The organism is Flavobacterium sp. NPDC079362 (assembly GCF_050267765.1).
Taxonomy (GTDB): domain Bacteria; phylum Bacteroidota; class Bacteroidia; order Flavobacteriales; family Flavobacteriaceae; genus Flavobacterium; species Flavobacterium azizsancarii.
The window spans coordinates 1-23,359 of the sequence record NZ_JBNNFM010000049.1; the positions used below are offsets into that span (position 1 = coordinate 1).

The 23,359-nt window shown below is 32.5% G+C and carries 23 protein-coding genes; 13 read left to right on the plus strand and 10 right to left on the minus strand.

The window, feature by feature from the left end:
• Positions 1-956 precede the first annotated feature (956 nt).
• From thrS to ACQKCJ_RS23125, 11 genes are all read left to right on the plus strand, one after another.
• Positions 957-2,903, plus strand: coding sequence for a threonine--tRNA ligase (thrS, locus tag ACQKCJ_RS23075; RefSeq protein ID WP_427403017.1), 1,947 nt, complete (start codon positions 957-959; stop codon positions 2,901-2,903).
• Positions 2,904-2,919: 16 nt separating this feature from the next.
• Positions 2,920-3,477, plus strand: coding sequence for a translation initiation factor IF-3 (gene infC, locus ACQKCJ_RS23080; protein ID WP_371296044.1), 558 nt, complete (start codon positions 2,920-2,922; stop codon positions 3,475-3,477).
• Positions 3,478-3,610: 133 nt separating this feature from the next.
• Positions 3,611-3,808 carry a 50S ribosomal protein L35 gene (gene rpmI / locus ACQKCJ_RS23085; RefSeq protein WP_022827375.1) on the plus strand — a complete coding sequence of 66 codons (198 nt, stop codon included), beginning with the start codon at positions 3,611-3,613 and terminating at the stop codon, positions 3,806-3,808.
• A gap of 179 nt (positions 3,809-3,987) precedes the next feature.
• Positions 3,988-4,332 carry a 50S ribosomal protein L20 gene (rplT, locus tag ACQKCJ_RS23090; protein ID WP_056246768.1) on the plus strand — a complete coding sequence of 115 codons (345 nt, stop codon included), beginning with the start codon at positions 3,988-3,990 and terminating at the stop codon, positions 4,330-4,332.
• A gap of 181 nt (positions 4,333-4,513) precedes the next feature.
• Entirely contained in the window at positions 4,514-5,086 is a 573-nt protein-coding gene (locus ACQKCJ_RS23095; protein ID WP_271338331.1) for a Crp/Fnr family transcriptional regulator, read from the plus strand.
• A 77-nt stretch (positions 5,087-5,163) separates the two neighbouring features.
• Positions 5,164-5,598: a carboxymuconolactone decarboxylase family protein gene (locus tag ACQKCJ_RS23100; RefSeq protein WP_427403018.1), complete on the plus strand. Its 435-nt coding sequence runs from the start codon at positions 5,164-5,166 to the stop codon at positions 5,596-5,598.
• Positions 5,599-5,760: 162 nt separating this feature from the next.
• Positions 5,761-7,488 (plus strand): tetratricopeptide repeat-containing sensor histidine kinase, encoded by a 1,728-nt coding sequence (locus ACQKCJ_RS23105; protein WP_271338333.1) that lies wholly within the window; start codon positions 5,761-5,763, stop codon positions 7,486-7,488.
• On the plus strand, positions 7,488-9,257 hold the full coding sequence (locus ACQKCJ_RS23110) for a tetratricopeptide repeat-containing sensor histidine kinase (RefSeq protein ID WP_427403019.1): 1,770 nt from the start codon (positions 7,488-7,490) through the stop codon (positions 9,255-9,257). The genes ACQKCJ_RS23105 and ACQKCJ_RS23110 overlap by 1 nt, the downstream gene beginning before the upstream one ends.
• Positions 9,258-9,267: 10 nt before the next feature.
• Positions 9,268-9,936 (plus strand): response regulator, encoded by a 669-nt coding sequence (locus ACQKCJ_RS23115; protein ID WP_271338335.1) that lies wholly within the window; start codon positions 9,268-9,270, stop codon positions 9,934-9,936.
• A gap of 81 nt (positions 9,937-10,017) precedes the next feature.
• Positions 10,018-10,272, plus strand: coding sequence for a hypothetical protein (locus tag ACQKCJ_RS23120; protein WP_427403020.1), 255 nt, complete (start codon positions 10,018-10,020; stop codon positions 10,270-10,272).
• Positions 10,273-10,392: 120 nt separating this feature from the next.
• The gene (locus ACQKCJ_RS23125) at positions 10,393-11,196 is read left to right on the plus strand and encodes an endonuclease/exonuclease/phosphatase family protein (protein WP_271338336.1); all 804 of its coding nucleotides are present in this window, start codon (positions 10,393-10,395) and stop codon (positions 11,194-11,196) included.
• Here the strand turns inward: ACQKCJ_RS23125 and ACQKCJ_RS23130 are convergent, their stop codons facing one another.
• The 10 genes from ACQKCJ_RS23130 to tgt all read right to left on the minus strand — a co-directional run bounded on the left by ACQKCJ_RS23130 (position 11,197) and on the right by tgt (position 21,442).
• Positions 11,197-12,456 carry an asparagine synthetase B gene (locus ACQKCJ_RS23130; RefSeq protein ID WP_271338337.1) on the minus strand — a complete coding sequence of 420 codons (1,260 nt, stop codon included), beginning with the start codon at positions 12,454-12,456 and terminating at the stop codon, positions 11,197-11,199.
• Between the two features lie 345 nt (positions 12,457-12,801).
• The gene (locus ACQKCJ_RS23135) at positions 12,802-13,467 is read right to left on the minus strand and encodes a response regulator (protein WP_427403021.1); all 666 of its coding nucleotides are present in this window, start codon (positions 13,465-13,467) and stop codon (positions 12,802-12,804) included.
• A gap of 111 nt (positions 13,468-13,578) precedes the next feature.
• Entirely contained in the window at positions 13,579-14,370 is a 792-nt protein-coding gene (locus ACQKCJ_RS23140; protein WP_271338339.1) for a sensor histidine kinase, read from the minus strand.
• Positions 14,367-14,834, minus strand: a complete 468-nt coding sequence (locus tag ACQKCJ_RS23145) for a hypothetical protein (protein WP_271338340.1) — start codon at positions 14,832-14,834, stop codon at positions 14,367-14,369. Before ACQKCJ_RS23145 ends, ACQKCJ_RS23140 begins: the two co-directional genes overlap by 4 nt.
• 164 nt (positions 14,835-14,998) lie before the next feature.
• A complete protein-coding gene (locus tag ACQKCJ_RS23150; RefSeq protein ID WP_271338341.1) occupies positions 14,999-15,373 on the minus strand; it encodes a hypothetical protein in 375 nt (124 codons plus the stop codon).
• Positions 15,374-15,505: 132 nt separating this feature from the next.
• Entirely contained in the window at positions 15,506-17,050 is a 1,545-nt protein-coding gene (dnaB, locus tag ACQKCJ_RS23155; protein ID WP_271338342.1) for a replicative DNA helicase, read from the minus strand.
• A gap of 139 nt (positions 17,051-17,189) precedes the next feature.
• The gene (locus ACQKCJ_RS23160; RefSeq protein WP_271338343.1) at positions 17,190-18,143 is read right to left on the minus strand and encodes an acetyl-CoA carboxylase carboxyltransferase subunit alpha; all 954 of its coding nucleotides are present in this window, start codon (positions 18,141-18,143) and stop codon (positions 17,190-17,192) included.
• A gap of 112 nt (positions 18,144-18,255) precedes the next feature.
• Positions 18,256-19,143 carry a DMT family transporter gene (locus tag ACQKCJ_RS23165; RefSeq protein ID WP_271338344.1) on the minus strand — a complete coding sequence of 296 codons (888 nt, stop codon included), beginning with the start codon at positions 19,141-19,143 and terminating at the stop codon, positions 18,256-18,258.
• A complete protein-coding gene (locus ACQKCJ_RS23170) occupies positions 19,130-20,218 on the minus strand; it encodes an LptF/LptG family permease (protein WP_427403022.1) in 1,089 nt (362 codons plus the stop codon). Before ACQKCJ_RS23170 ends, ACQKCJ_RS23165 begins: the two co-directional genes overlap by 14 nt.
• Before the next feature lie 93 nt (positions 20,219-20,311).
• The gene (gene tgt, locus ACQKCJ_RS23175; RefSeq protein ID WP_271338346.1) at positions 20,312-21,442 is read right to left on the minus strand and encodes a tRNA guanosine(34) transglycosylase Tgt; all 1,131 of its coding nucleotides are present in this window, start codon (positions 21,440-21,442) and stop codon (positions 20,312-20,314) included.
• A 448-nt stretch (positions 21,443-21,890) separates the two neighbouring features.
• Between tgt and ACQKCJ_RS23180 the strand changes: the two genes are divergently transcribed.
• Both ACQKCJ_RS23180 and ACQKCJ_RS23185 read left to right on the plus strand, forming a co-directional pair.
• Complete coding sequence (locus tag ACQKCJ_RS23180; RefSeq protein WP_271338347.1) at positions 21,891-22,754, plus strand: polysaccharide deacetylase family protein; 864 nt, start codon at positions 21,891-21,893, stop codon at positions 22,752-22,754.
• A gap of 101 nt (positions 22,755-22,855) precedes the next feature.
• Complete coding sequence (locus ACQKCJ_RS23185; RefSeq protein WP_271338348.1) at positions 22,856-23,155, plus strand: hypothetical protein; 300 nt, start codon at positions 22,856-22,858, stop codon at positions 23,153-23,155.
• Positions 23,156-23,359 lie beyond the last annotated feature (204 nt).

Here is a 23,359-nt window from a genome sequence, read left to right on the forward strand (position 1 = left end):
ACGTGTCTTCTTTTTTGTTTCGCTTGTTTCTCAAAGCGGGTGCAAAAGTAGAAAATTTATTTTCAACTGGCAAGTAAATTTTGAAGTTTTTTTTTGGGAAATTTTCATTTCCTTTTCTTCTCATTTTCCAACCAATCTATCAATGAACTTCCGTTGTTTTGCGGGGTACAAATGTAACATCTGTTTTCAAATCTCACAAGCTTTTCAGAATCTTTTTTAGAAAATAAATTTTCGTTTTGATTAGTAAGGCTTGTCAGTATTTCAGTGAACGTCTGTCGTTGTTGCGGGTGCAAAAGTAGGTGGTTTGTTTAGTAAAACAATACCTTTTTCAAAGTATTTTTAATCTTTTTCTTAAGTCGCTGGTTTGGTGTTTTTTACAATCCGATTTCTTTTTGAGTTTTCTCCAGATTAACTGGTTTATGCTGGTTTTACCGTAAAAGGCGCTGGTTTTGCCACGAAGACCCTAAGACGCAAAGCCTGCTTTTCCTTGTGTTTTCTGGTTTATCGGAATTCCGATTGCTATCTCTGATAAAACGTTAAGTTCTCTTTATACTTATTGCAAATGTTCTTCTCATGAAAACTACTGCCCTAGCCCCGATAGTAGTGGAAATCCTTGTGTCGGGGTTCGGCACAAAAGATTGGAACGGATAGCGGGAAATAACTCCTGATCTTTATTAAACCCCAAATTCTAAAAAAAACCAAAATCCCAAAAAAAACTATCGGGATCTTTCAGCCGGATAAAAACTACTCTTATATATAGGTAGTAAAAACAAACCCTACGTGTTTTGAAAACCTGCCGGATTGGGCGATGGAAATCTTACCTTATATAATACCCAAATATACCTTTGTATTAATGATCAAAACTAACTAACATATATATTATCGCATAAACATGTATATATATATTGTATGTGTTTTTGTAATGCTTTATATTTGCATTCACAAAATTATAAACAATGATTAAGATTACTTTACCCGACGGGTCAATTAGAGAGTTTGCTTCTGGCATAACTCCGATGGAGGTTGCTAAGAGCATTAGTGAAGGATTTGCAAGAAACGTGATTTCGGCATCTTTTAATGGTACAACAATAGAAACCGAAACTCCATTGACGACCGACGGTAGTCTTATTTTATATACATGGAATGATGCGGAAGGAAAAAAAGCTTTCTGGCACTCCACTTCGCACGTAATGGCGCAAGCGCTTGAAGAATTGTTTCCTGGAATCAAATTGACTCTTGGACCTGCAATCTCAAACGGTTTCTATTATGATGTAGATTTTGAAGACCAAAAGATCACTGATGCTGATTTTAAAAAGATTGAAGATCGCGTTCTTGAGATTTCAAGAGGGAAACATGAATTTAAAATGCGCCCTGTTAGTAAAGCAGATGCACTAGAACTATATAAGGACAACGTTTACAAGACTGAGTTGATTTCTAACCTTGAAGACGGAACTATTACGTTTTGTGATCACGCTACTTTTACTGATTTATGTAGAGGTGGACATATCCCAAATACCGGAATCATCAAGGCTTTTAAAATCATGAGTGTTGCCGGCGCTTATTGGAGAGGTGATGAAAAGAACAAACAGTTGACTCGTGTTTACGGAACTTCGTTCCCTAAACAAAAAGATTTAACTGAATATCTTGAACTTCTTGAGGAAGCTAAACGTCGTGATCACCGTAAATTAGGTAAAGAACTTGAATTATTTGCTTTTTCTCAAAAAGTTGGTGCTGGTTTACCTTTGTGGCTACCAAAAGGCGCTGCACTTAGAGATCGTTTGGAGCAATTTTTAAAGAAAGCACAAAAGAAAGCCGGATACGAACAAGTAGTTACTCCACATATTGGACAGAAAGAGCTTTATGTTACTTCTGGTCATTATGCAAAATATGGTGCCGATAGTTTTCAACCTATTCACACTCCTGCTGAAGGGGAAGAGTTTTTATTGAAACCTATGAACTGCCCTCATCACTGTGAAATCTATAATGTAAGACCTTGGTCTTATAAAGATTTACCTAAGCGTTATGCTGAATTTGGTACTGTTTACAGATATGAGCAATCTGGCGAATTGCATGGTTTAACTCGTGTTAGAGGATTTACCCAGGATGATGCACACATTTTTTGTACTCCTGAACAATTGGATGAAGAGTTTAAAAAAGTAATTGACCTGGTTCTTTATGTATTTGGTTCTTTAGGCTTTGAAAACTTTACTGCTCAAATTTCATTAAGAGATAAGGAAAACAGGGACAAATATATTGGTTCTGACGAGAACTGGGAGAAGGCAGAGAATGCAATTATTAATGCTGCAGCCGATAAAGGACTGAATACTGTTGTTGAATATGGCGAAGCTGCTTTTTACGGCCCTAAACTTGACTTTATGGTTAAGGATGCTTTAGGCAGACAATGGCAATTAGGGACTATTCAGGTGGATTATAATCTTCCTGAGCGTTTTGAATTGACTTATAAAGGTGCTGATAATGAATTACATCGCCCTGTTATGATTCACAGAGCTCCTTTTGGATCGATGGAACGTTTTATAGCAATTTTACTAGAACACACAGCAGGAAATTTCCCACTTTGGCTAATGCCGGAACAGGCTATAATCTTGTCTTTGAGCGAGAAATACGAAATATATGCTAAAAAAGTTTTAGATTTGCTAGAAAATCACGAAATTCGCGCCCTAATTGACAACCGAAGCGAGACTATTGGTAAGAAAATTAGAGATGCTGAAATGCAAAAAATACCGTTTATGCTTATTGTAGGTGAGGAAGAGGAGAAAAACGGAACTATTTCGATCCGTCGTCACGGTCAAGAAGGAAAAGGGAATATTACAGTTACAATTGATGAATTTGTCGCTATTGTAAACGAAGAAATAAAAAAGACATTAAAAGTTTTTACAGTTTAACTTAAATTATAAAGTCATAGCAATAAGAAGCAACAGAGGTTATCAACCTCGAGTAGAAAAAAAAGATGCACACAGAATAAATAACCTTATTCGTGGTGTACAAGAAGTAAGACTAGTAGGCGAGAACATCGAACCAGGTGTATTTAAGCTTGCAGAGGCTTTACGTTTAGCGGATCAATTCGAATTGGATTTGGTTGAAATTTCGCCAAATGCTGAGCCGCCGGTTTGTAAAATCATGGATTACAAGAAATTTGTTTACGAACAAAAGAAACGTGATAAGGTATTAAAAGCAAAGTCGACACAAGTTGTAGTAAAAGAGATTCGATTTGGTCCTCAAACAGATGAACACGATTACGAATTTAAAAGAAAGAATGCTGAGAAGTTCCTAAAAGAAGGTGCTAAATTAAAAGCTTTCGTTTTCTTTAAAGGTCGTTCTATCATCTATAAAGATCAGGGACAAATTTTATTACTGCGTTTGGCTACAGATTTAGAAGAGTACGGTAAAGTGGAAGCTATGCCAGTTTTGGAAGGAAAGAGAATGATTATGTTCATTGCTCCGAAGAAAAAAAAATAATTATTTGCCATAAGCAATAAGTTCTAAGCTTTAAGCAAATTGTTATTGTAAACTTTTGCCTAAAGTCTAAAGCTTAAAGCCTAAAGCTTTTGAAAATATAAGTAAGTAAGAATAAATTAAAACACTAGGAAAAATGCCTAAAATGAAAACAAAATCTAGCGCCAAGAAACGTTTCAAAGTTACTGGTTCTGGAAAGATTAAAAGAAAGCATGCTTTTAAAAGTCACATCTTGACTAAAAAATCTAAAAAACGTAAATTAGCTTTGACACATTCAGCGCTAGTTCACAAAACAGATATGAAAAGCATCAAACAACAATTAAGAATTATCTAATATAAGTCTAAAGTTGTAAAGTCTTAAAGTTGCAAAGTTCAAACTTTTGACATTTGACTTTTAAAACCTTTGACTAAAGATTTTCTTTAGGTTAAAAATTATTTATATAACCTTGGAGTATGGCTTTTAAGTTCCTTTGATTTAATTCAGGACGCCTGCTACAAAAACACATTAAAATTATGCCAAGAGCAGTAAATTCAGTTGCCAAAAGAGCAAGAAGAAAAAAAATAATGAAGCAAGCCAAAGGTTTCTTTGGTAGACGTAAAAACGTTTGGACAGTTGCTAAGAATGCAGTAGAGAAAGCAATGTGCTACGCTTACCGCGATAGAAAACAAAACAAAAGAAATTTCCGTGCTTTATGGATTCAACGTATCAACGCTGGAGCTAGATTAGAAGGAATTTCTTATTCTCAATTCATGGGGAAAGTAAAAGCTAACGGAATCGAATTGAACCGTAAAGTTCTTGCAGATTTAGCAATGAATCACCCTGAAGCTTTCAAAGCAATACTTAACAAAGTAAAATAAACGTTTTATAAACTCAATTTAGATTACTTACTTATCATAGAAAAGCCATTCGTTAACACGAATGGCTTTTTGCATTTACAGTATTTTTTCATATTAAGTTAATGATATAAAAAGATAAACTAACTCTAAATTTTAAAAACGATTTTAAAAAGTACATTTGCATATAATCTAAATCATAAACATGCATAAAGCACTTTTGCAACATATTGAAAAATTTATAACATTAGAACCTTCTGAAGCTGATATTTTAGAATCTTGTTTGAACGTCACTACCATTAAAAGAAAAGAACTCGTATTACAGGAAGGTCAAGTTTGTGATACATTGCACTTTATTATAAAAGGTTGTATGCGACAATACATTATAAATTCGAAAGGAACTGAGCAAACTCTTCAATTTGGAATCGAAAATTGGTGGATTACAGATTATTTAAGTTATCATAATACGATTCCTTCCCATTTCTACATACAAGCTGTCGAGAAGTCGGAGGTAATTGCCTTAGACAAAGCGACACTAGAAGCCATTCTTATTCAGATTCCAAAACTGGAACGTTACTTTAGAATTGTTGCTCAAAAATCATTTGGCGCTGCTCAAATGCGTATTAAGTTTTTGTTTACGATGTCAGCAGAAGAAAGATATCATCACTTTAACAATCTGAACCCGGAATTTGTACAACGTGTCCCGCAATATATGCTTGCCTCCTATCTCGATTTTTCTGCTGAATTCATGAGTAAAATACGTGCCGGAAAGGTATAACTGTATTTCTTGAAGTAGTTCAAGTTTTTTTAAGCAGATATGCCTCAACTTTGTATCAACATTAAAAAACAAGTAAAATGAAACCAAGAATCGTTATCCCAACAGTTGCTCCGGAAGCCTATGAAGCTTTAATTAATTTAGAAAAATATAGTGCAACTACTTCTTTAACTTCTACTCATAAGGAGTTAATAAAAATTCGTGCGTCACAAATAAATGGTTGTGCTTTTTGTATTAATATGCACACGGCAGATGCCAGAAAATATGGTGAAACCGAAAAACGTATTTATTTATTAAATGCATGGCGTGAAGCTGACGTTTATACTGAAGAAGAAAAAGCAATTCTAGCATTGACCGAAGAAATTACTATGATTAGCAATCATGTTTCTGATGAAGTATATCAAAATGCAGCCCGCTTATTTGAAGACAAATATTTAGCTGAGATCATTCTGGTTATTATCACTATTAATTCATGGAACAGATTAGCAATAGCAACAGGACTAAGAGCTGTGTAATTTTAAGAATTCAGGTTTTACACTAATATACAGGCGTTACTTACAAATACTAACACATCGCCTGTATATAATTGTAAATCAGGACAAACAATATTTTTAAAATTAAACAAAATACCGTATTTATACTCTTTTTTAAGAACTTAAATTCTTTACTTTTGGCGCATGAAACCACATATAATGCGTCTCTTTATATATCTATTTCTTGCTTTTTTTGCCTTTGTTTCCTGCCAGCAAAAAAGTAAAAATATCACAACCAAAAAAAGCACAAAACCTGAAGTTGAAAAATTAATTGGTATCGCAGATCGTTTTTATGATACTAAAAAATTTGATAGCGCATTCTACTACTACAATAAAGTGAAATTTATTTGCAACCCTAAAACGGATGTAGAAAATTACGTCAGATCTTTAAATAGAATGGCGGATATTCAACAATCTCAGTGGGATTATACTGGGAGTGAATCTACGGTTATTGAGGCTTTAAAATATCTGCAATATACGAAGAGTCATGACCTCGCATGGAATACTTATATTACTTTAAGCATTAATTACTTAAACACCTATGATTATAAAAAGGCAATACTATACAATCAAAAGGCATTAGGATTAAAAATAAAACCATGGCAAAAGTTAGCAGCCCAAAATAATATTGCAGTTATATTAATGGAAGAGGAGAAATACTATGAGTCTCTTGACATTTTTCTTTCTCTAATTAAAAAAAAAGAAGTAACAAACGACGATCGGTTTTATGCCAAAGTAATGGATAATATAGGATTTTGTTACTTTAAAATAAATAATTTAAAGGAGGCTATTGATTCTTTTAACCAAAGTCTTGAAATAAGACAAAAGGGAAAATGGTCCTTTGATCTAGGGAAAAGCTATCTTCATTTTGCAAAATACTACGAAAAAATTAATCCTGCATTAGCCAAAAGATACATGTTAATAAGCTATGAGCAATTTAGTATTATAAATAATGCTGATGAAAGACTCTCTGCTTTAAAACTAATTATCAAAAATAGTTCTGGTGAAGAATTAAAAAAACATTCGATTATTTATGTCAATCTAGTTGACAGTATTTTTGAAGCAAAACAAAAAGCTAAAAACCAATTTGCCAAAATTAAGTACGATTCTAAAAAAGAAAAAAATGAAAATCTCATACTTAAAACCTATAAGGCAGAAAATGAACTACAACTGGAAAAACAAAAAAATAGAAATATAGTTTCTTATGTTGTTATTGCTTTAAGTTTAAGTTTACTCACAATTCTCTATTTCTATTTAACTCTGAGGGGAAATAGAGAAAAAATTGAAGCTACTTATAACAGCGAAACTCGCTTTGCAAAAAAGCTACATGATGAACTTGCGAACGATATCTATCATACTATGGCTTTTGCCGAAAACAAGAATTTAGCTCTAGCCGAAAACAAAGCAAAATTACTAAATAATTTAGATGCTATTTACTCCAGAACATCTGATATGTCGAAAGAAAATTGCGCTATTATTTTTGATAAAAATTATATTTTGGTATTAAGGGAAATGATTGCCGGGTTTGGTACACCAAAAATTAGTGTTATTATAAATAAATTGGGCTCTATAAACTGGCATGATATTGAAAAAAATACTAAAACAACGATCTACAGGGTTTTACAGGAATTACTTGTCAATATGAAAAAACATAGTAATGCTTCAATAGTCGAAATTAATTTTAAAATTTCGGATGAAAGCATTATTATCAATTATACGGATAACGGGAAAGGTGTTGATCTTAATAGTATAACTTTCAAAAATGGACTTCATAATGTTGAAAATCGGATTTTGAATATTCACGGAGAAATTAATATTGATTCTGCTCCACATAAAGGTTTTAAAGTTTTTTTTAAATTTCCTTTACAATAATGGGAAAGTTAACTTATCTACTAAAAAATAGAGACTTTTTAAAATATCCTGTAGCAATACTGTTACTGGGAGCAATCTTTTTTTTACTTAACTATTACAAAAAAGAAACTCATTCGATCTCAAGTAAAAAAGATAATTCTGTTGAGATAAAAAAACTTACAGATATGGCGGATGTTTTTTATGACTCTAATAAAATAGACAGTGCCTATTTCTATTTTAACAAAGTCAAAAACATTTGCGATCCTCATACAAATACTATCGATTATGTATATGCACTATCCTGTCTTTCTGAACTGCAAATGAGCAAAGGGAATTATATCGCCAGTGAAGCAAATGCTACTGCGGCATTACCTTGTTTAAAACATATTAAAAACCCTAGGTATTCCTGGATTGTTTACAATCAATTGGGGATAAACTATACTAATAGCTACAACTATAATAATGCAATAGTCTATTTTAAGAAGGCGATTTCCTTAAAATCAAGTGCCTGGAGAAAATATATTGCTTTAAATAATCTGGCAGCGGTTTATATGAATCAGGAAAAATATAGGGAAGCCAAAAAAATCCTTTTAATATTATCAACTCAAAAAAGGGTTTCTAAGCATGAAGAAATTGATTATGACAATTATTCTTATGTAATTGATAATTTAGGGTTCTGTTATTATAGACTAGGTGATTCTAAAACTGCCTCTAAGCTACTTTATGAAGCTCTAAATATAAGACTAAGACACAAAACACCGGAATCATTAATTTTGAGCTATAAGCATCTTGCTGTATTTTTTGAAAAAACGAATCCTAAATTAGCAAAACATTACGCTAAAAAAACATATAGAGAGGCTCTAAAAACAAAAAATGTATCTGACTTAACTAATGCTTTGTCCTTAGCAATTAAAAATAGCGAGGGAAATGAATTAAAAAAATATTCCTTAAATTATATCAAAATAATTGATAGCATTACTGCTGCAAGACAACAAGCAAGGAATCAATTTTCTAATATTAAATATACTTCGCAAAAAGATAAAACTGAAAATCTTCAGCTTAAAAAACAAAAAGTAGAAAATGAATTGCAGTTAGAAAGACAGAAAAATAGAAATATCATTTCTTATATCATTATCTTGTTTACTTCTATACTAAGTTTATTTCTTTATTTTCATTTGATTACTAAAGGAAAAAAAGAAAAGAATCATGCAATTCTGGAAAGTGAAATGCGTATTTCTAAAAAATTACACGATGAACTTGCTAATGATGTCTATACTACATTGAATTTTGCAAAAAGCACAGATCTTAAACTGGGCGAAAACAAAGAACACTTGCTAAATAATCTTGAAAATATTTATTCGAGAACCAGAAACATCTCTAAAGAAAACAGTCCTATTATTACTGATCATAATTATAACATCGCATTAAAGGAAATGATATCGGGTTACAAAACATCTGATGTAAATATAATACTGAATGGATTTGATTTGATTTTCTGGAGCGAAATCGAAAAAAATAAAAAAATAATTCTTTATCGAATTATACAGGAGCTGTTTTCGAACATGAAAAAACACAGTAAAGCGACATTGGTCAGTATTTCTTTTAAAATGATCAACAAAAATTTGACTGTAATTTATAATGACAACGGGCTTGGAACTCAAAATGAAGTACTAAATTTAAAAAATGGACTACAAAATGTGGAAAGCCGTATTAAAACTATAAATGGAAATATTATTTTTGACAATAATTCAGAAAAAGGCTTTAGATTAAGCTTCTCATTTCCTTTATAAACACAATCGTATGTTCAAAAAAGTATTAGTTGCCGAAGATTTAGATAGTATAAGTATAGCAGTTATTCAAGTACTTGAAGACTTAAATATTCCTACAATTGATCACGTTAAATATTGTGACGATGGTTTATTAAAAATCAAAAGAGCTTTGATTGAAAAGGAACCTTATGATTTACTGATAAGTGACTTATCGTTTAAATCTGATCATCGTACTATAAATCTTTCTAACGGCGAAGAACTTATTGAAGCGGCTAACGCTGTTCAGCCCAAATTAAAAAAAATTGTATTCTCGATAGAAGACAAATCTTATCGCATAAAATCTCTTTTTTACGATTTAGGGATTAATGCATATGTATCTAAAGGAAGAAACAGCATTTCTGAATTGAAAAAAGCTATTGAGGGAACTTTTAGAAATGAAGAGAAAATACTTTCTTCTGATCTGTCTTTTAGTTTTAATGACAAGGCTTTAATTGAGATCGAATCTTACGACATTTCAATCTTAAAACTTTTGGCTCAGGGATATATATTAGAGAATATATCAAGTGAATTTAAGGCTTCATCAATAACTCCTAACGGAACGAGCAGTATTGAAAAACGAATCAATAAATTAAAAATATATTTTAAGGCTAACAATAATGTGCATCTTATTGCTATTGCCAAAGATTTTGGATTGGTGTAAATTTTATAGTGCTTTTACGGATTCCCGTAAGGAAATGATTTATAATACATTTAATTTTGTTTAGAATTTATTAACCACCTAATGAAACCTAAACCTAAAATTAGTTTTGGTAGAAGCTTAAAACAAGTTTATAACTTAAAAATTAATACTACTAAAAATAAAATTATAATGAAAACGATGTTACTTTGTCTTTTCCTATCATTAAGTTTTGCTTTCGTTTCGGAAAAAACAGGATGGCTGGAGGTAGATTGGAAAATCATATTTATACCTGCTTTGCTTGTTTTGCAGATAATAATTATTGGAACTGCTCTAAAAAACCGATATAAGAAGCATTAAATCGATTGCTTCTTAAAAAAAACTAACAGGCAGGCCGTTTTTATTTAAAATGTGCTGAAGTAAGAAGAAACAATTATTATAAAATTTTGAAATGCTTATATTTGAATTTTTAAATACTGCATGAAATATATTTTAAGTTTTGTTCTCTTACTTTTTACTTGCCTTACCTTTTCGCAAACTAAAATCCTCTCCTGGAATTTAGAGAACTTTGGAAAATCAAAATCTGAATCTGAATTAAATTTTATTGTCAATACAATTGCATCATATGATATTATAGCAATTCAGGAAGTTGTTGCCGGATATGGAGGCGCTCAGGCTGTCGCAAAACTCGCAATGATACTGAATGAAAAAGGTTCAAAATGGGATTATGCAATTAGTGATCCTACAAGTGGTACCAGCTATAAAACTGAACGTTATGCTTTTTTATGGAAAACTAGCAAGGTAAAACTAAAAGGGAATACCTGGCTGGAAAAAAAATATCATCTGGAAATTGATCGTGAACCTTTTTTTGCAACTTTCGAGATTGAAAAAAAGACAGTAACACTGGTTAATTATCATGCTATAACAAAAAGTAAGCAACCGGAAACAGAAATTAAATACTTTAAATTTCTACCGCTCCAATATCCCAATTTGAATCTTGTTTTTACAGGTGATTTTAATTGCCCGCAATCACACACTGTTTTTAATCCGTTGAAAAAGATGGGTTACTCTCCTATTTTACAAAAACAAAAAACGACATTAAAACAGAAATGCATCAATGAAACTTGTTTAGCATCTGAGTTTGATAATATGTTCTATAAAACAGATTCTGTGATTTATATTAATTCAGGTATAATTCCGTTTTATACAAAATTTAATTCTTTGAAAGAAGCCCGAAGAATTTCTGATCACATTCCTATTTGGTTTGAATTTTCTTTGAAGTAATTACGTTTTAAGCTTTTTCTTTTTTGCTGCCGGAAACAAAACATTATTCAAAATCAAACGATATCCGGGAGAATTGGGATGTAAATCTAAAACTGTTGGAGGATCTCCTACCTGATGCTGAAAATCTTCAGGGTCGTGTCCTCCAAAAAAGGTAAACATACCTTTTCCTTTTTCACCATGAATGTATCTTGATTCACCGTTAAGTTCACAAGTCCCCATTATTAATACATTAGATTTTATTAATGCTGTATCAAAGGATGTTGTCTGTCCCATAAAACCTTTTACTAATTGCGTATGGTTTTGACACAACATACTTGGAATTGGGTCCCATTTTGCAGAAAATTCCATTAATGTAAAATAGTCTTTTTCCATAGGAATTCTACGTTTCGAGGTCATATCTATATCCGAAAATTCATAAACTTCTGGTTTTCTTTCTAATACAAAATCTTTAAACGCAAACGAGTTTGCGTAATTTAATTTTGACTGGTAATTCGATTCGCTTGCATCTCCATCAAACATTGCTTCACAGATATCAACACCATCTGCTGCAAGTGCAATATCAAAACTATCAGTTGCAGAACACATAGCAAACATAAAACCACCACCAATGACAAAATCTCTAATTTTTTTTGCGACTGCGCCTTTTTCCTGTGATACTTTGCTATATCCTAATTTTGCAGCCAGAGCTTCGGCATCCTTTTTTTGTTCGATATACCACGGTGTATTTTTATATGCGGCATAAAATTTCCCGTATTGTCCGGTAAAGTCTTCATGATGCAGGTGTAACCAATCGTAAAGCAGCAATTGATCGCTTAAAACTTCTTCATCATAAATTGGCGTAAAAGGAATTTCCGCATACGTCAAAACCAATGTTACGGCATCATCCCAGGGTTGTTTTCCTTTTGGAGTATAAACTGCAATTTTAGGTGCTTTCTCTAAAATAACGGATTCCATATTTTGTGACGGACTTGAAATATCATTTAAAATAGAAGCTTCTTCACTATCTGAGAGTACTTCAAAACTTACACCTCTAATTTTACATTCTTTGCGAATTTCATCTGCATCCGGAAGTAAAAATGAACCTCCACGATAATTAAGCAACCAACTTGCCTTATAATCTTTACTTAAGCACCAATAGGTTATTCCGTATGCTTTTAGGTGATTTTGTTGTGTCGTTTCGTCCATCGGAATTAAGATAAACGATGCTTTTGCAGTTAATGAAAGTAGAAATATGAAAATACAAGCTAAACTCTTATTCATTATAAAATTATTTTAGTAAAGATATAAAGGAAGCATTAAAAAACACAATAGATATAGGTGTTTTATAAATCAATAAATGTTAAATAAGCCTTTACACAGAATTGAATTTTATTTCTTCACTTCTGAAAATCAGGTAAAAACACCTATTTGCCAAAGATATTTTATTACTACATTTGCTATCCCAGATCATCAAACTAATCAATGAAAAACCAAAACCATGAAGTTTAATGATAGTAATAATCAACCAAAGGGATTTAATGTGATGCAAAAAATAGGCTTATGCTTACTTGTACTAAGTATTATTTTGTATTATGTATTGTCAATTCAATTTTTAACAAGCTAAAATTAAATTGTTAAGACAGCAATTTCATTTTGAATTGCGTACACAACTAATCCCGCAATATTTCTGGATTCTGTTTTTAGCAGTAAATTGTTACGATGTCCTTCTACAGTTCTCGGACTTAAATAAAGGTGTTCAGCAATTTCTGTAGTCGTTTTTTGCTGACAAATAAGTTGAAGGATCTCTACTTCGCGGGGCGAAAGAAAACTTGTTTCTAAATTTCCTTTTGAATTTTTAGTGGAGACGATAGTTTCCTGAATTGTTTTTAAAACATTTTCATTATAATAAAATCCTTTTTTTGCTACCTGATTGATTGTATGGATCAAATCTTTTGGAGTTGTATTTTTTATTAAATATGCAACTGCTCCAACCTGAATCATATTTGCAATAAATGATTTTGAATCATAACTTGTTAAAGCTATTATTTTAATTTCAGGATATGATTTTCTGATGATTTTTGTAGCTTCGACACCATTTAAGACTGGCATTTTCAAATCCATCACAATAATATCCGGTTTGAATAAACTATCTTCTAAACTAGCAAGAAGTTCTTCTCCGTTGGATGCTTCAAAAATAATATCGATATTATCTTCTCTTTGCAATAAGAAGGCAATTCCTTTGCGGAATAAAACTTCGTCATCGACTAAAGCAATTTTAATAGCGGCACTCATTTTATTTGATTTTGGTCGTTTGGTTTGCCGAAATTACAAAATATGAAACGAAAACGACCTAAGAATACCAAGATATTGGCTAAAAATCATGTTTGTTTCTTGAATTTTAGCTTAAAAAGTAAAAACTACGGCAAAACCACTTCCTATTTCAGCGGTAAAATTAATGGTTCCGTTTAAAAAAGAAATTCGGCTATCAATGTTCTTCATTCCTAGTCCTTTTTGATTATCAGCTTTTTTACTATCAAAGCCAACTCCGTTATCTTCATAATTACAGGTATTAATTCCATTTACATTTTTAAAAGCTATCCAAATTTGAGTTGCTTTTCCGTGACGTAATGAATTGTTCATTAATTCCTGCAAAATTCTAAACACATGCAAATGGCGATCAATGTCTTTATCATCTAAATCCAGCTCATTAGTATAATTTACATTTACAGATTTACTACTTTCAAATTCTTCACATAACTCTTCTATACCTGCATTAAGCCCAAATTTCTCAAAAACCGGCGGCAATAAATTATGGGCAATTTTTCTGGAATTCTCCAATGCTTTTGCTGTCAGGTTGATAATATTTTCTGTAATCTCCTTTGTTTCGGCTTCAGTTAGATTTGGTGCAGAAAGCAAATGTGCATTCAATGAAACAATATTAAGTTTAGAGCTAATATCATCATGCAGGTCCTGGGCAATTCGTTTTCGCTCATCTTCCTGAGTTATAATAACAGCATGCAATTGTTCTTTGTTCAGATAAATTTCTAAATCTCTTTTTTCTAATTCTTTCTGAATGATTTTTTTTCTTGAAAAATAAAAGAACACTACCAAAAAAACTGCAACAACCATTAGAAAACAAGAGGTGTACAAAATAATTGTAACTATTTCTTTCTCGTAACCAAGATTTTCTCTCATACCTTAACCCCCTTTTTGGAAAAACTTTTTACCCATTCAAATAAAATAAAAAAGTGATAAACAATAAATAAAAAAGCATTTAATCTCCAGCTAAGATATTTAAAATCGTCACTTAATCCGATGGTTAGATTACCAAGTAAGAATAAAACCGTTCCTCCAAACATATAACCAATAACCCCTATTGTAAGATAATAATATTGTTTATTTTCTGTAAGCATGTTATAAAAATGAATTAGCGCAAAAACTACCGTTAATAAAGAAGTGATAGTAATTTGAAATAAATTAAATTTAAACTGTAAACTCGGATCATAAACAAGTCTCGATATTAAAATCAGCAAAGCAAGGCCTAGAGCTATCAAGACAAATTTCTTTTGAACTACCTGCTGGTATAATGATCTGTAAAACAATCCCAATAAAACCATTTGTTCTAAAAAATAAAAATTCATCAGCACTAAATTATTCATTTTTAAGTGATACAGAAATTCCATTCCAAATTGCACTAAGAGCGAAAACACCAAGTAAAGTAATAAAAAAACATTAGCTTTTTCCTTTCGAAAAAAGCTATATGAATATAAACCTACATTGATTACTAAAATAAAATAACCAAAGTATATCAAAAAATCATCCATTATACAAGCGGACTAGCCGGATCTCCATAAGGAGGACATGGGCGGGTTGCGTCGTAAGTAACTGCTTGAGCTTCTTCGATTTCATTACCTGAGAAGAACACATCTCTATAGATTCCTTTTTCATCTAGTTTAGTTCCTACAAAAACCAAAACCTGCTCTCCTGCATTATTAATAGCTTTATAAGCTCGAACAGCATCTATTGGATTTTCTAATACTGCTTTTAAAGTTGCTAACGGAATAAGATACGCATCCGTTTTTCTTCCTGCCTCTTCTTCTTCTCTGCTGGCTTTACGGTAATGTGCTGTCCAGGTTTTAGCAACAGACAATTCGACTTCTACACCTCCTAAATTTTCAAGATTTTGTTCTTTAGACATAATAATTTGTTTTTGGTTATTAATTAATTTACAATTGTTGGAATCAATTGTTTGGCTAAACTACTGAATTTTATCAAAAAACATTAACAATTAGACATAAAAAAAGCCTCTTAAAGAGGCTTAATTGTTTGATTAAAACGGAACATCGCTGTCGTCATCGTCGTCATTTAAATTACTGCCAAACGCTTCATTAGGCGATGGCAAACTTTTAGTTATGAATGGGTTTTCTTCATGATTCATTTTTGATGGCAAATCGTCATAGTTACCTGAGAAATCATCCAGGTTATCAAATTTTCCAAGGTGTCCAATAAATTTCAATCGGACGTTTTCGATACCACCATTACGGTGTTTCGCGATCATAATTTCTGCTTGCCCGGTAGTTGAAGAAGCTTCATCATCATCCCACTCTTCAATTTTGTAATATTCAGGTCGGTATAAGAACGAAACAATATCAGCATCCTGCTCAATCGCCCCGGATTCACGAAGATCCGATAGCAAAGGACGTTTACTGGATCCACGCGTTTCAACAGCACGCGATAACTGAGAAAGTGCAATTACGGGAACGTTAAGCTCTTTTGCCAAAGCTTTTAAGTTTCGGGAAATCGTAGAGATCTCCTGCTCACGATTTCCTCCTCCTTTACTATTTCCTCCGGCAGTCATCAACTGCAAATAATCTACAATAATAATTTTGATCCCGTGTTGCGAAACCAAACGACGGCATTTTGCTCTTAAATCGAAAATAGAAAGAGATGGTGTATCATCAATAAACAAAGGAGCTTTTTCCAGGTTCTTTACTTTGGTACTCAACATTGTCCATTCATGAGGTTCTAATTTACCTGTACGTAATTTCTCTGATGACAATCCTGTTTCAGACGAAATCAACCTGGTAATTAACTGGACAGAAGCCATCTCTAAAGAGAACAATGCCACTGGATGTCCAAAATCGATGGCAATATTTCTCGCCATCGAAAGTACGAAAGCTGTTTTACCCATCGCCGGCCTTGCTGCAATGATAATTAAATCACTTGGCTGCCATCCGGAAGTCAGTTTATCTAAATTGGTAAAACCGGTTTCAACACCACTTAATCCTTCTTGTTTAGAAATTTCTTCAATACGTTTTTTCGCTTGTAAAACTAAACTTTGTGCAGTTTCAGAACTACGCTTTATATTTCCTTGTGTTACTTCGTATAATTTTGATTCGGCCTGATCCAGCAAATTAAATACGTCTGTTGTTTCATCATAAGACGCTTCGATAATTTCAGACGAAATTCGGATCAAACTTCTTTGAATAAACTTCTGAAGAATGATACGGGAGTGAAATTCGATATGCGCAGAAGAGGCAATTTTTTGTGTAAGCTGAATTAGATAAAAATCTCCTCCTGCTAATTCTAATTTTCCATTTTTTTTCAGCTGACTCGAAACCGTCAATAAGTCAATTGGCTGTGTATCGGTAAAAAGTTGAACGATTGCTTCGAAAATAAATTTGTGTGCATCTTTATAAAAAGCATCGGCTTGTAAAATATCAATTACATCATCTACCCCTTTTTTATCAATCATCATCGCCCCAAGCACAGCTTCTTCTAAATCAAGCACTTGCGGAGGAAGTTTTCCTTTTTCTAAATTAATAATTGTGGTTTTATCTACCTTTGCAGGTTTTACATTTTTGAAATTTTCCATATAGCGAAAGTAGCAAAATTTAAAAAAAAATTGCTATCGAGTTATAACTATTAATTGTTTATAAATAAGTCTATTTTGTTCATAACCAAAAAAAATCCGAAACTGTAAGGCTTCGGATTTTAAATCATTTTACATGAATTTACTCTTTATACTCACCCATCTTACTGTATTTGTCCATTCTTTGGGCAATCAGGTCCGTTGTTGATAAGTCTTTCAATTCATTATATCCTTTGGTAATATATTCTGCTACTGTTTTAAAAGTAGTTTCCCGGTCGTAGTGTGCTCCACCAAGTGGTTCCGGTATTACATCATCAACTAATTTTTGTCTCTTCATATCAGATGAAGTCAATTTTAAAGCATCGGCAGCACGTTCTTTGTACTCCCAGCTTTTCCATAAAATAGAAGAACATGATTCTGGAGAAATTACTGAGTACCACGTGTTTTCTAACATGTATACTTTATCTCCAACACCAATTCCTAAAGCTCCTCCTGAAGCACCTTCACCAACGATAATCGTGATAATTGGCACTTTTAAACGAACCATTTCGAAAATATTTCTGGCAATTGCTTCCCCTTGTCCTCTTTCTTCAGCTTCTAATCCAGGATATGCACCAGGAGTGTCTATTAAAGTTAAAACCGGAATTCCGAATTTCTCTGCCATTTTCATCAAACGCAAAGCTTTACGATATCCTTCTGGGTTTGCCATACCAAAATTACGGTACTGACGTGTTTTAGTATTAAAACCTTTTTGCTGACCAACTATCATAAACGACTGACCGTTTATTTTTCCTAATCCGCCAACCATCGCTTTATCATCTTTAAAATTTCTGTCTCCATGAAGTTCTAAGAATGTATCGCCACAAACTGCTCTGATATAATCTAAAGTATAAGGTCTGTTTGGGTGCCTTGATAACTGAACTCGTTGCCAAGCCGTAAGATTTTTGTATATTTCTTTTTTAGTTTGTTCTAATTTTTTGTTGATTTCCTTGCACGTAGACGTTACATCAACATCAGATTCTTTTCCAATTATAACACACTTTTGTAACTGTTCTTCAAGTTCTTTTATTGGAAGCTCAAAATCTAAATATTCCATGGATTTTTGAATTTTGTTTGTAAATCGAACCGCAAATATAAAAATATTATATCATTGGTGTGATTAAATCGTATTTAAAATATAAAAATGTAATTTAAAAATAAGGAAATTATTACACTTCTTTCTTATTTTTGTAATGTTTAAAAACGCCATTTAAGATCACTGTAATTACAATAATCAGGGCGCCAATATAAAATTCTGTACTCATTTTCTCTTTTCCTCCCAAAATAAAATAAGCCAGCATAATGCCGTAAACAGGCTCTAAATTAGTGGTTAACATTACTGTATACGGACTTAATTTCTGCATTACTTTCACTGATGCCGTAAACGCATAAGCTGTACAAACTGAGGCCAGGACCAATAATAAAACCCAATTATTTAATGACATTGTAAAAAAATCTGCAGTGAATTTTCCCTGTATTAAAAAATAAATTGAAATAAAGAAAACTCCGGCTCCAAACTCATAAAACGTAATAACTGACGGTTCATGATCTGATATCAACTTTCCATTCATTAAAGTAAACAAAACACCCAGAATAATCGACGCCAAAGCATAATACATTCCGTGCAGGTATTTTACTTCTACTTGCATAATCAAGGCTAATCCGGCGATGATAATCAAACCGAAAAAAACTTCATAGAATAAAATCTTTCTTCCGTAAAAAAGCGGTTCTAATAATGAAGCAAAAAAAGCACCTAACGAAAATATCGAAAGAGTAATTGAGACATTAGAAACATGAATGGCTTTGAAAAAGAAAATCCAATGAAGCGCAATCAACAATCCCACAAAAATTAATTTGGCAAAAGATGTCGCTGATATTACAAAAGACTGTTTCTTATAGACTATAAAAGCTGCAAGAAAAACTCCCGCAAGAAGCATTCTGAACCAAACTAAATTTTCGGCATCAATAGTTATTAAAGCCCCAAGAATAGCCGTAAACCCCCATATAAAAACAATTAAATGAAGATTTAGGTAACTTTTTAAATTATCGTTTCGCATTACGTAATAAGTAGACTGCCAAAACTCCAAAAACAATATTTGGGAACCAGACAGCTAATAAAGGTGAGAATGTAGATTTTTCAGCAAGAGTACCAAATATTTTATCAAAAAACACAAATGAAAAGGCAATCGCAATTCCAATTGCAAGATTCGTTCCCATACCACCACGACGTTTCATTGACGAAACTGCCACAGCAATAATTGTTAAAATAAAAGCGGACACCGGTACACTATACTTTTTATAAAGCACGACTAAATAAGTATTGATATTTCCCGAACCTCTTTTGCGCTCTTTCTCAATAAAATCGATCAGTTTTCCTAACGGAAGAGTTTCTGCAATATAAACTACCGGAGTTAAATCTGCCAATTCAAATTTAAAAGGCACATTCTTTTCAGGGCTCTTCTCTATTTTATCGTTCAGTTCTCCAAGCGTTCTTTTCGTATAATCATACAAAGTGTAGGTCTTTTTTTTCGGATCCCATTTAATTCGGCTAGCCGTAATTTTATAGATCAACTGATCTTTTTCAAAATGTTCTAATGTAAAATTAAAAGCCGTTTTAGACTCTTCATTAAAACTATTTACAAAAATAAAATCATTATCATTAATCTGTCTGTATACATTGGTATTATTACCTCGCATTTCGACTTTTCCATTACCTTTCAGATACGTATACCTAAAATTATTGAATCCCTCACTTGCTGCAGGAACAATAAAAAATCCCATTAGAAGCACAAAAACCGAAACGATAGACGCGCCAATAATATAGGGACGCAAGAAACGTGTAAATGAAATTCCCGAACTTAAAATTGCAATAATCTCTGTATTATTTGCCAGTTTTGAGGTAAACCAAATTACGGATAAAAATAAAAATATTGGAAATAATGAGTTCGCAAAATAAACGGTAAAGTTGTAGTAATAGATCGCAATTGCGCTAAACGGAATTTTATTTTCCAGCATTTTGTTCACCTTTTCAGAGACATCAATTACAATTCCAATTGGAATAAATAATAAGATCATCACCGAGAAAGTGGCCAAATATCTTTTTAGAATATACTTATCTATTATTGTCAGCATAGATTTTTTGTTTTAAGTTTCAAGTTTTATTTGTTTCAAGTTTCCGGTTTCAGTGAAGAACTTGAAACTTGAAACCTGAAACCTGAAACTTTCTTATAGTCTTTGACTCATATTTTTAACCATCATTTCTTTCCATGGTCTAAAATCTCCTGCTAAGATATGTTTTCTGGCCTCACGAACCAACCACATATAAAAACCAAGATTATGAATCGTGGCAATTTGCTTTCCTAAATATTCATTAGCTGCAAATAAGTGACGTAAATACGCTTTTGTATATTCAGTATCTACAAAAGTATGTCCCATTTCGTCGATTGGAGAAAAATCATCTTCCCATTTTTTATTCTTTATATTGATTGTTCCGTTTGCGGTAAACAACATACCATTTCTGGCATTACGAGTTGGCATAACACAATCGAACATATCAATACCTAACGCAATATTCTCAAGAATATTAATTGGAGTTCCAACTCCCATTAAATAACGTGGTTTATCTTCTGGCAAAATTTCACAAACAACTTCGGTCATGGCGTACATTTCCTCAGCTGGTTCTCCTACTGACAAACCTCCAATTGCGTTTCCTTGCTGTCCTGAATTGGCAATATATTCAGCAGATTGCTGACGTAAATCTTTATAAGTACTTCCCTGAACAATTGGGAAAAATGTTTGCTCGTATCCGTATTTAAAAGGTAATTTATCTAAATGACCAATACAACGATCCAACCAACGGTGGGTCATGTGCATCGAACGTTGTGCATATCGGTAATCACAAGGATAAGGCGTACATTCATCAAAAGCCATAATAATATCAGCTCCAATCGTACGCTGAATCTCCATTACGCTTTCTGGTGAGAAAAAATGATATGAACCATCAATATGTGATTTAAACTTCACACCTTCCTCTTTAATTTTTCTGTTATTAGAAAGAGAATACACTTGATATCCACCAGAATCAGTCAAAATATTACGATCCCAATTCATAAATTTATGCAATCCTCCTGCTTTTTCAAGAATTTCAGTCTGTGGGCGTAAATATAAATGGTAGGTGTTTCCTAGAATAATATCCGGATTTATATCCTCTTTTAGCTCGCGTTGGTGTACTCCTTTTACAGATGCAACCGTACCGACAGGCATAAAAATAGGCGTTTCGATTACGCCGTGATCTGTAGTAATACTTCCCGCTCTCGCTTTAGATTGCGGATCTTTTTTCAATAAATCAAACTTCATCTGTTTCTTTTTTCAGTCGGCAAAGGTAAGCTAATTTCAGAGAAAATTAATTAGATAATTTTTCAATTAGATAATTAGATAACGAATCAAGATTGAGATTCAATTTTCAAACTTGAAACCTGACCCGAGGCAAAGCCGAATTGGCGAACTTAAAACAAATAAAAGATGAAATTGAGAATTTGGAATTTGGAATTTAAAAAATTAAAGTTCAAAATATTTGGGCGTTCCCAAAAGGTCGGGCTATCCGCTGTATTCCCAATTAACAAAAACTAAGGCTAAAAAGGCATGTTTTTCTAAATCGGGAGATGCCGCTTCTATCCCTAACACAAAAAAACGTGACAGTTCTACCAGAAATCTTTAAATTTGAATAAATCAAAAAAAATCTGCTCACCCGAGATAGCGAACAGGTGAAGCAATCTGCAAATCTGTGAGCAAAAAAACAAAACACATGAACTTATCTCAAAAACTAGGATATCCTGAAAATAGCAAACTACTGATCATACATGCCGATGATGCCGGATTATCACATTCTGAAAATCAAGCCACTATAAAAACACTTCAAAACGGATCTGTAAATTCATACAGCATAATGGTTCCCTGCGCATGGTTTTTTGAAATGGCAACATTTGCAAAAAACAATCCAAATTATGATTGCGGAATACATTTAACACTGACTTGCGAATGGGAAAATTATAAATTTGGCCCAGTTCTTCCCGCATCTGAAGTTTCAAGTTTAATAGACAAAAACGGTTATTTTTATAAAACCAGAGCCGATTTTAAAAACAATGCAATTCTATCAGAAATAAAAAAAGAACTTACGGCTCAAATCGAAAGAGCATTACAATTTGGAATTCAACCTACGCATCTCGATTCGCATATGTGCAGCGTAGGAGTTACTCCTGAAATTTTAGAAATTTATAAAGACCTTGGAGATACCTATAATTTACCTGTTTTCATCAACAAACAATTTGTTGAATCGATAAGTTTGTCTGACGAAAAATACAATTACGAAAACACTCTTTTGGCAGATAATCTTTTGATTGGACATTTTGCTGATTTCGAAAAAGGCGAATTGCGACATGCCTACGCAAAAGCATTAGACAACATTCAGCCCGGATTCAATGTTTTTCTGTTACATCCCGCTTTTGATGATTTCGAAATGCAAGGCATTACAATCAATCATCCTAATTTTGGTTCAGCATGGCGCCAAACTGATTTTGATTTTTTTACAAGTGAAGAATGCAAATCAAAACTAAAAGAAAACAACATTCAATTGATTAGCTGGCGCGACATTAAGAAAATTACACAATGATTTTTCGAAATGTGAATACTGCAATTTCCTGATTTAAAAAATGTAAGAATATCAAACTGTTATTTTCGTAACTTTATATGATACTTAAAAAATAAAAAATCATGATAAATTCAGAAGAAAAAAAACCAGCAAACGAAAATGAAATCGAAAAAAATCTGGAAGAATTAAATTATCCTGCTTCAGAAGACATTTACAGCAATGAAGACAAATTAGAAGACATCGACCCGGAGGAAATTTCAACCGATAAAACGATCAGTCAGGACAATCATGAATGGAAACAAAACAGTGATAAACTCGGAAACGATTTAGATATTCCAGGTTCAGAACTTGACGATAAACAGGAAGAAATTGGCTCTGAAGATGAGGAAAATAATTTTTACAGTGAAGGCGATACGGAATAAAAAACGTATTGATATCATTTAAGCATACTTTAAGTCCCGAATTCGGGACTTTTTTTATGATTTTTCAGCAAAAAAAAGAGCTTTTTTACCATCATATTCAGAAAATCTAAAATTAATCCATCGTTTTTATAACATCTACAAAAAAAGCGGGTTAATTTAACAATTGTGACAAACTAAAGCGAAAAATCATTTGTCAGCCCGCAA

Excerpts from the sequence above, each read along its gene's own strand:
- thrS (WP_427403017.1), top strand. The coding sequence starts at position 957 with ATGATTAAGATTACTTTACCCGACGGGTCAATTAGAGAGTTTGCTTCT.
- rpmI (WP_022827375.1), top strand. The coding sequence starts at position 3,611 with ATGCCTAAAATGAAAACAAAATCTAGCGCCAAGAAACGTTTCAAAGTT.
- rplT (WP_056246768.1), top strand. The coding sequence starts at position 3,988 with ATGCCAAGAGCAGTAAATTCAGTTGCCAAAAGAGCAAGAAGAAAAAAA.
- ACQKCJ_RS23095 (WP_271338331.1), top strand. The coding sequence starts at position 4,514 with ATGCATAAAGCACTTTTGCAACATATTGAAAAATTTATAACATTAGAA.
- ACQKCJ_RS23100 (WP_427403018.1), top strand. The coding sequence starts at position 5,164 with ATGAAACCAAGAATCGTTATCCCAACAGTTGCTCCGGAAGCCTATGAA.
- ACQKCJ_RS23105 (WP_271338333.1), top strand. The coding sequence starts at position 5,761 with ATGAAACCACATATAATGCGTCTCTTTATATATCTATTTCTTGCTTTT.
- ACQKCJ_RS23110 (WP_427403019.1), top strand. The coding sequence starts at position 7,488 with ATGGGAAAGTTAACTTATCTACTAAAAAATAGAGACTTTTTAAAATAT.
- ACQKCJ_RS23115 (WP_271338335.1), top strand. The coding sequence starts at position 9,268 with ATGTTCAAAAAAGTATTAGTTGCCGAAGATTTAGATAGTATAAGTATA.
- ACQKCJ_RS23120 (WP_427403020.1), top strand. The coding sequence starts at position 10,018 with ATGAAACCTAAACCTAAAATTAGTTTTGGTAGAAGCTTAAAACAAGTT.
- ACQKCJ_RS23125 (WP_271338336.1), top strand. The coding sequence starts at position 10,393 with ATGAAATATATTTTAAGTTTTGTTCTCTTACTTTTTACTTGCCTTACC.
- ACQKCJ_RS23130 (WP_271338337.1), bottom strand. The coding sequence starts at position 12,456 with ATGAATAAGAGTTTAGCTTGTATTTTCATATTTCTACTTTCATTAACT.
- ACQKCJ_RS23135 (WP_427403021.1), bottom strand. The coding sequence starts at position 13,467 with ATGAGTGCCGCTATTAAAATTGCTTTAGTCGATGACGAAGTTTTATTC.
- ACQKCJ_RS23140 (WP_271338339.1), bottom strand. The coding sequence starts at position 14,370 with ATGAGAGAAAATCTTGGTTACGAGAAAGAAATAGTTACAATTATTTTG.
- ACQKCJ_RS23145 (WP_271338340.1), bottom strand. The coding sequence starts at position 14,834 with ATGAATAATTTAGTGCTGATGAATTTTTATTTTTTAGAACAAATGGTT.
- ACQKCJ_RS23150 (WP_271338341.1), bottom strand. The coding sequence starts at position 15,373 with ATGTCTAAAGAACAAAATCTTGAAAATTTAGGAGGTGTAGAAGTCGAA.
- dnaB (WP_271338342.1), bottom strand. The coding sequence starts at position 17,050 with ATGGAAAATTTCAAAAATGTAAAACCTGCAAAGGTAGATAAAACCACA.
- ACQKCJ_RS23160 (WP_271338343.1), bottom strand. The coding sequence starts at position 18,143 with ATGGAATATTTAGATTTTGAGCTTCCAATAAAAGAACTTGAAGAACAG.
- ACQKCJ_RS23165 (WP_271338344.1), bottom strand. The coding sequence starts at position 19,143 with ATGCGAAACGATAATTTAAAAAGTTACCTAAATCTTCATTTAATTGTT.
- ACQKCJ_RS23170 (WP_427403022.1), bottom strand. The coding sequence starts at position 20,218 with ATGCTGACAATAATAGATAAGTATATTCTAAAAAGATATTTGGCCACT.
- tgt (WP_271338346.1), bottom strand. The coding sequence starts at position 21,442 with ATGAAGTTTGATTTATTGAAAAAAGATCCGCAATCTAAAGCGAGAGCG.
- ACQKCJ_RS23180 (WP_271338347.1), top strand. The coding sequence starts at position 21,891 with ATGAACTTATCTCAAAAACTAGGATATCCTGAAAATAGCAAACTACTG.
- ACQKCJ_RS23185 (WP_271338348.1), top strand. The coding sequence starts at position 22,856 with ATGATAAATTCAGAAGAAAAAAAACCAGCAAACGAAAATGAAATCGAA.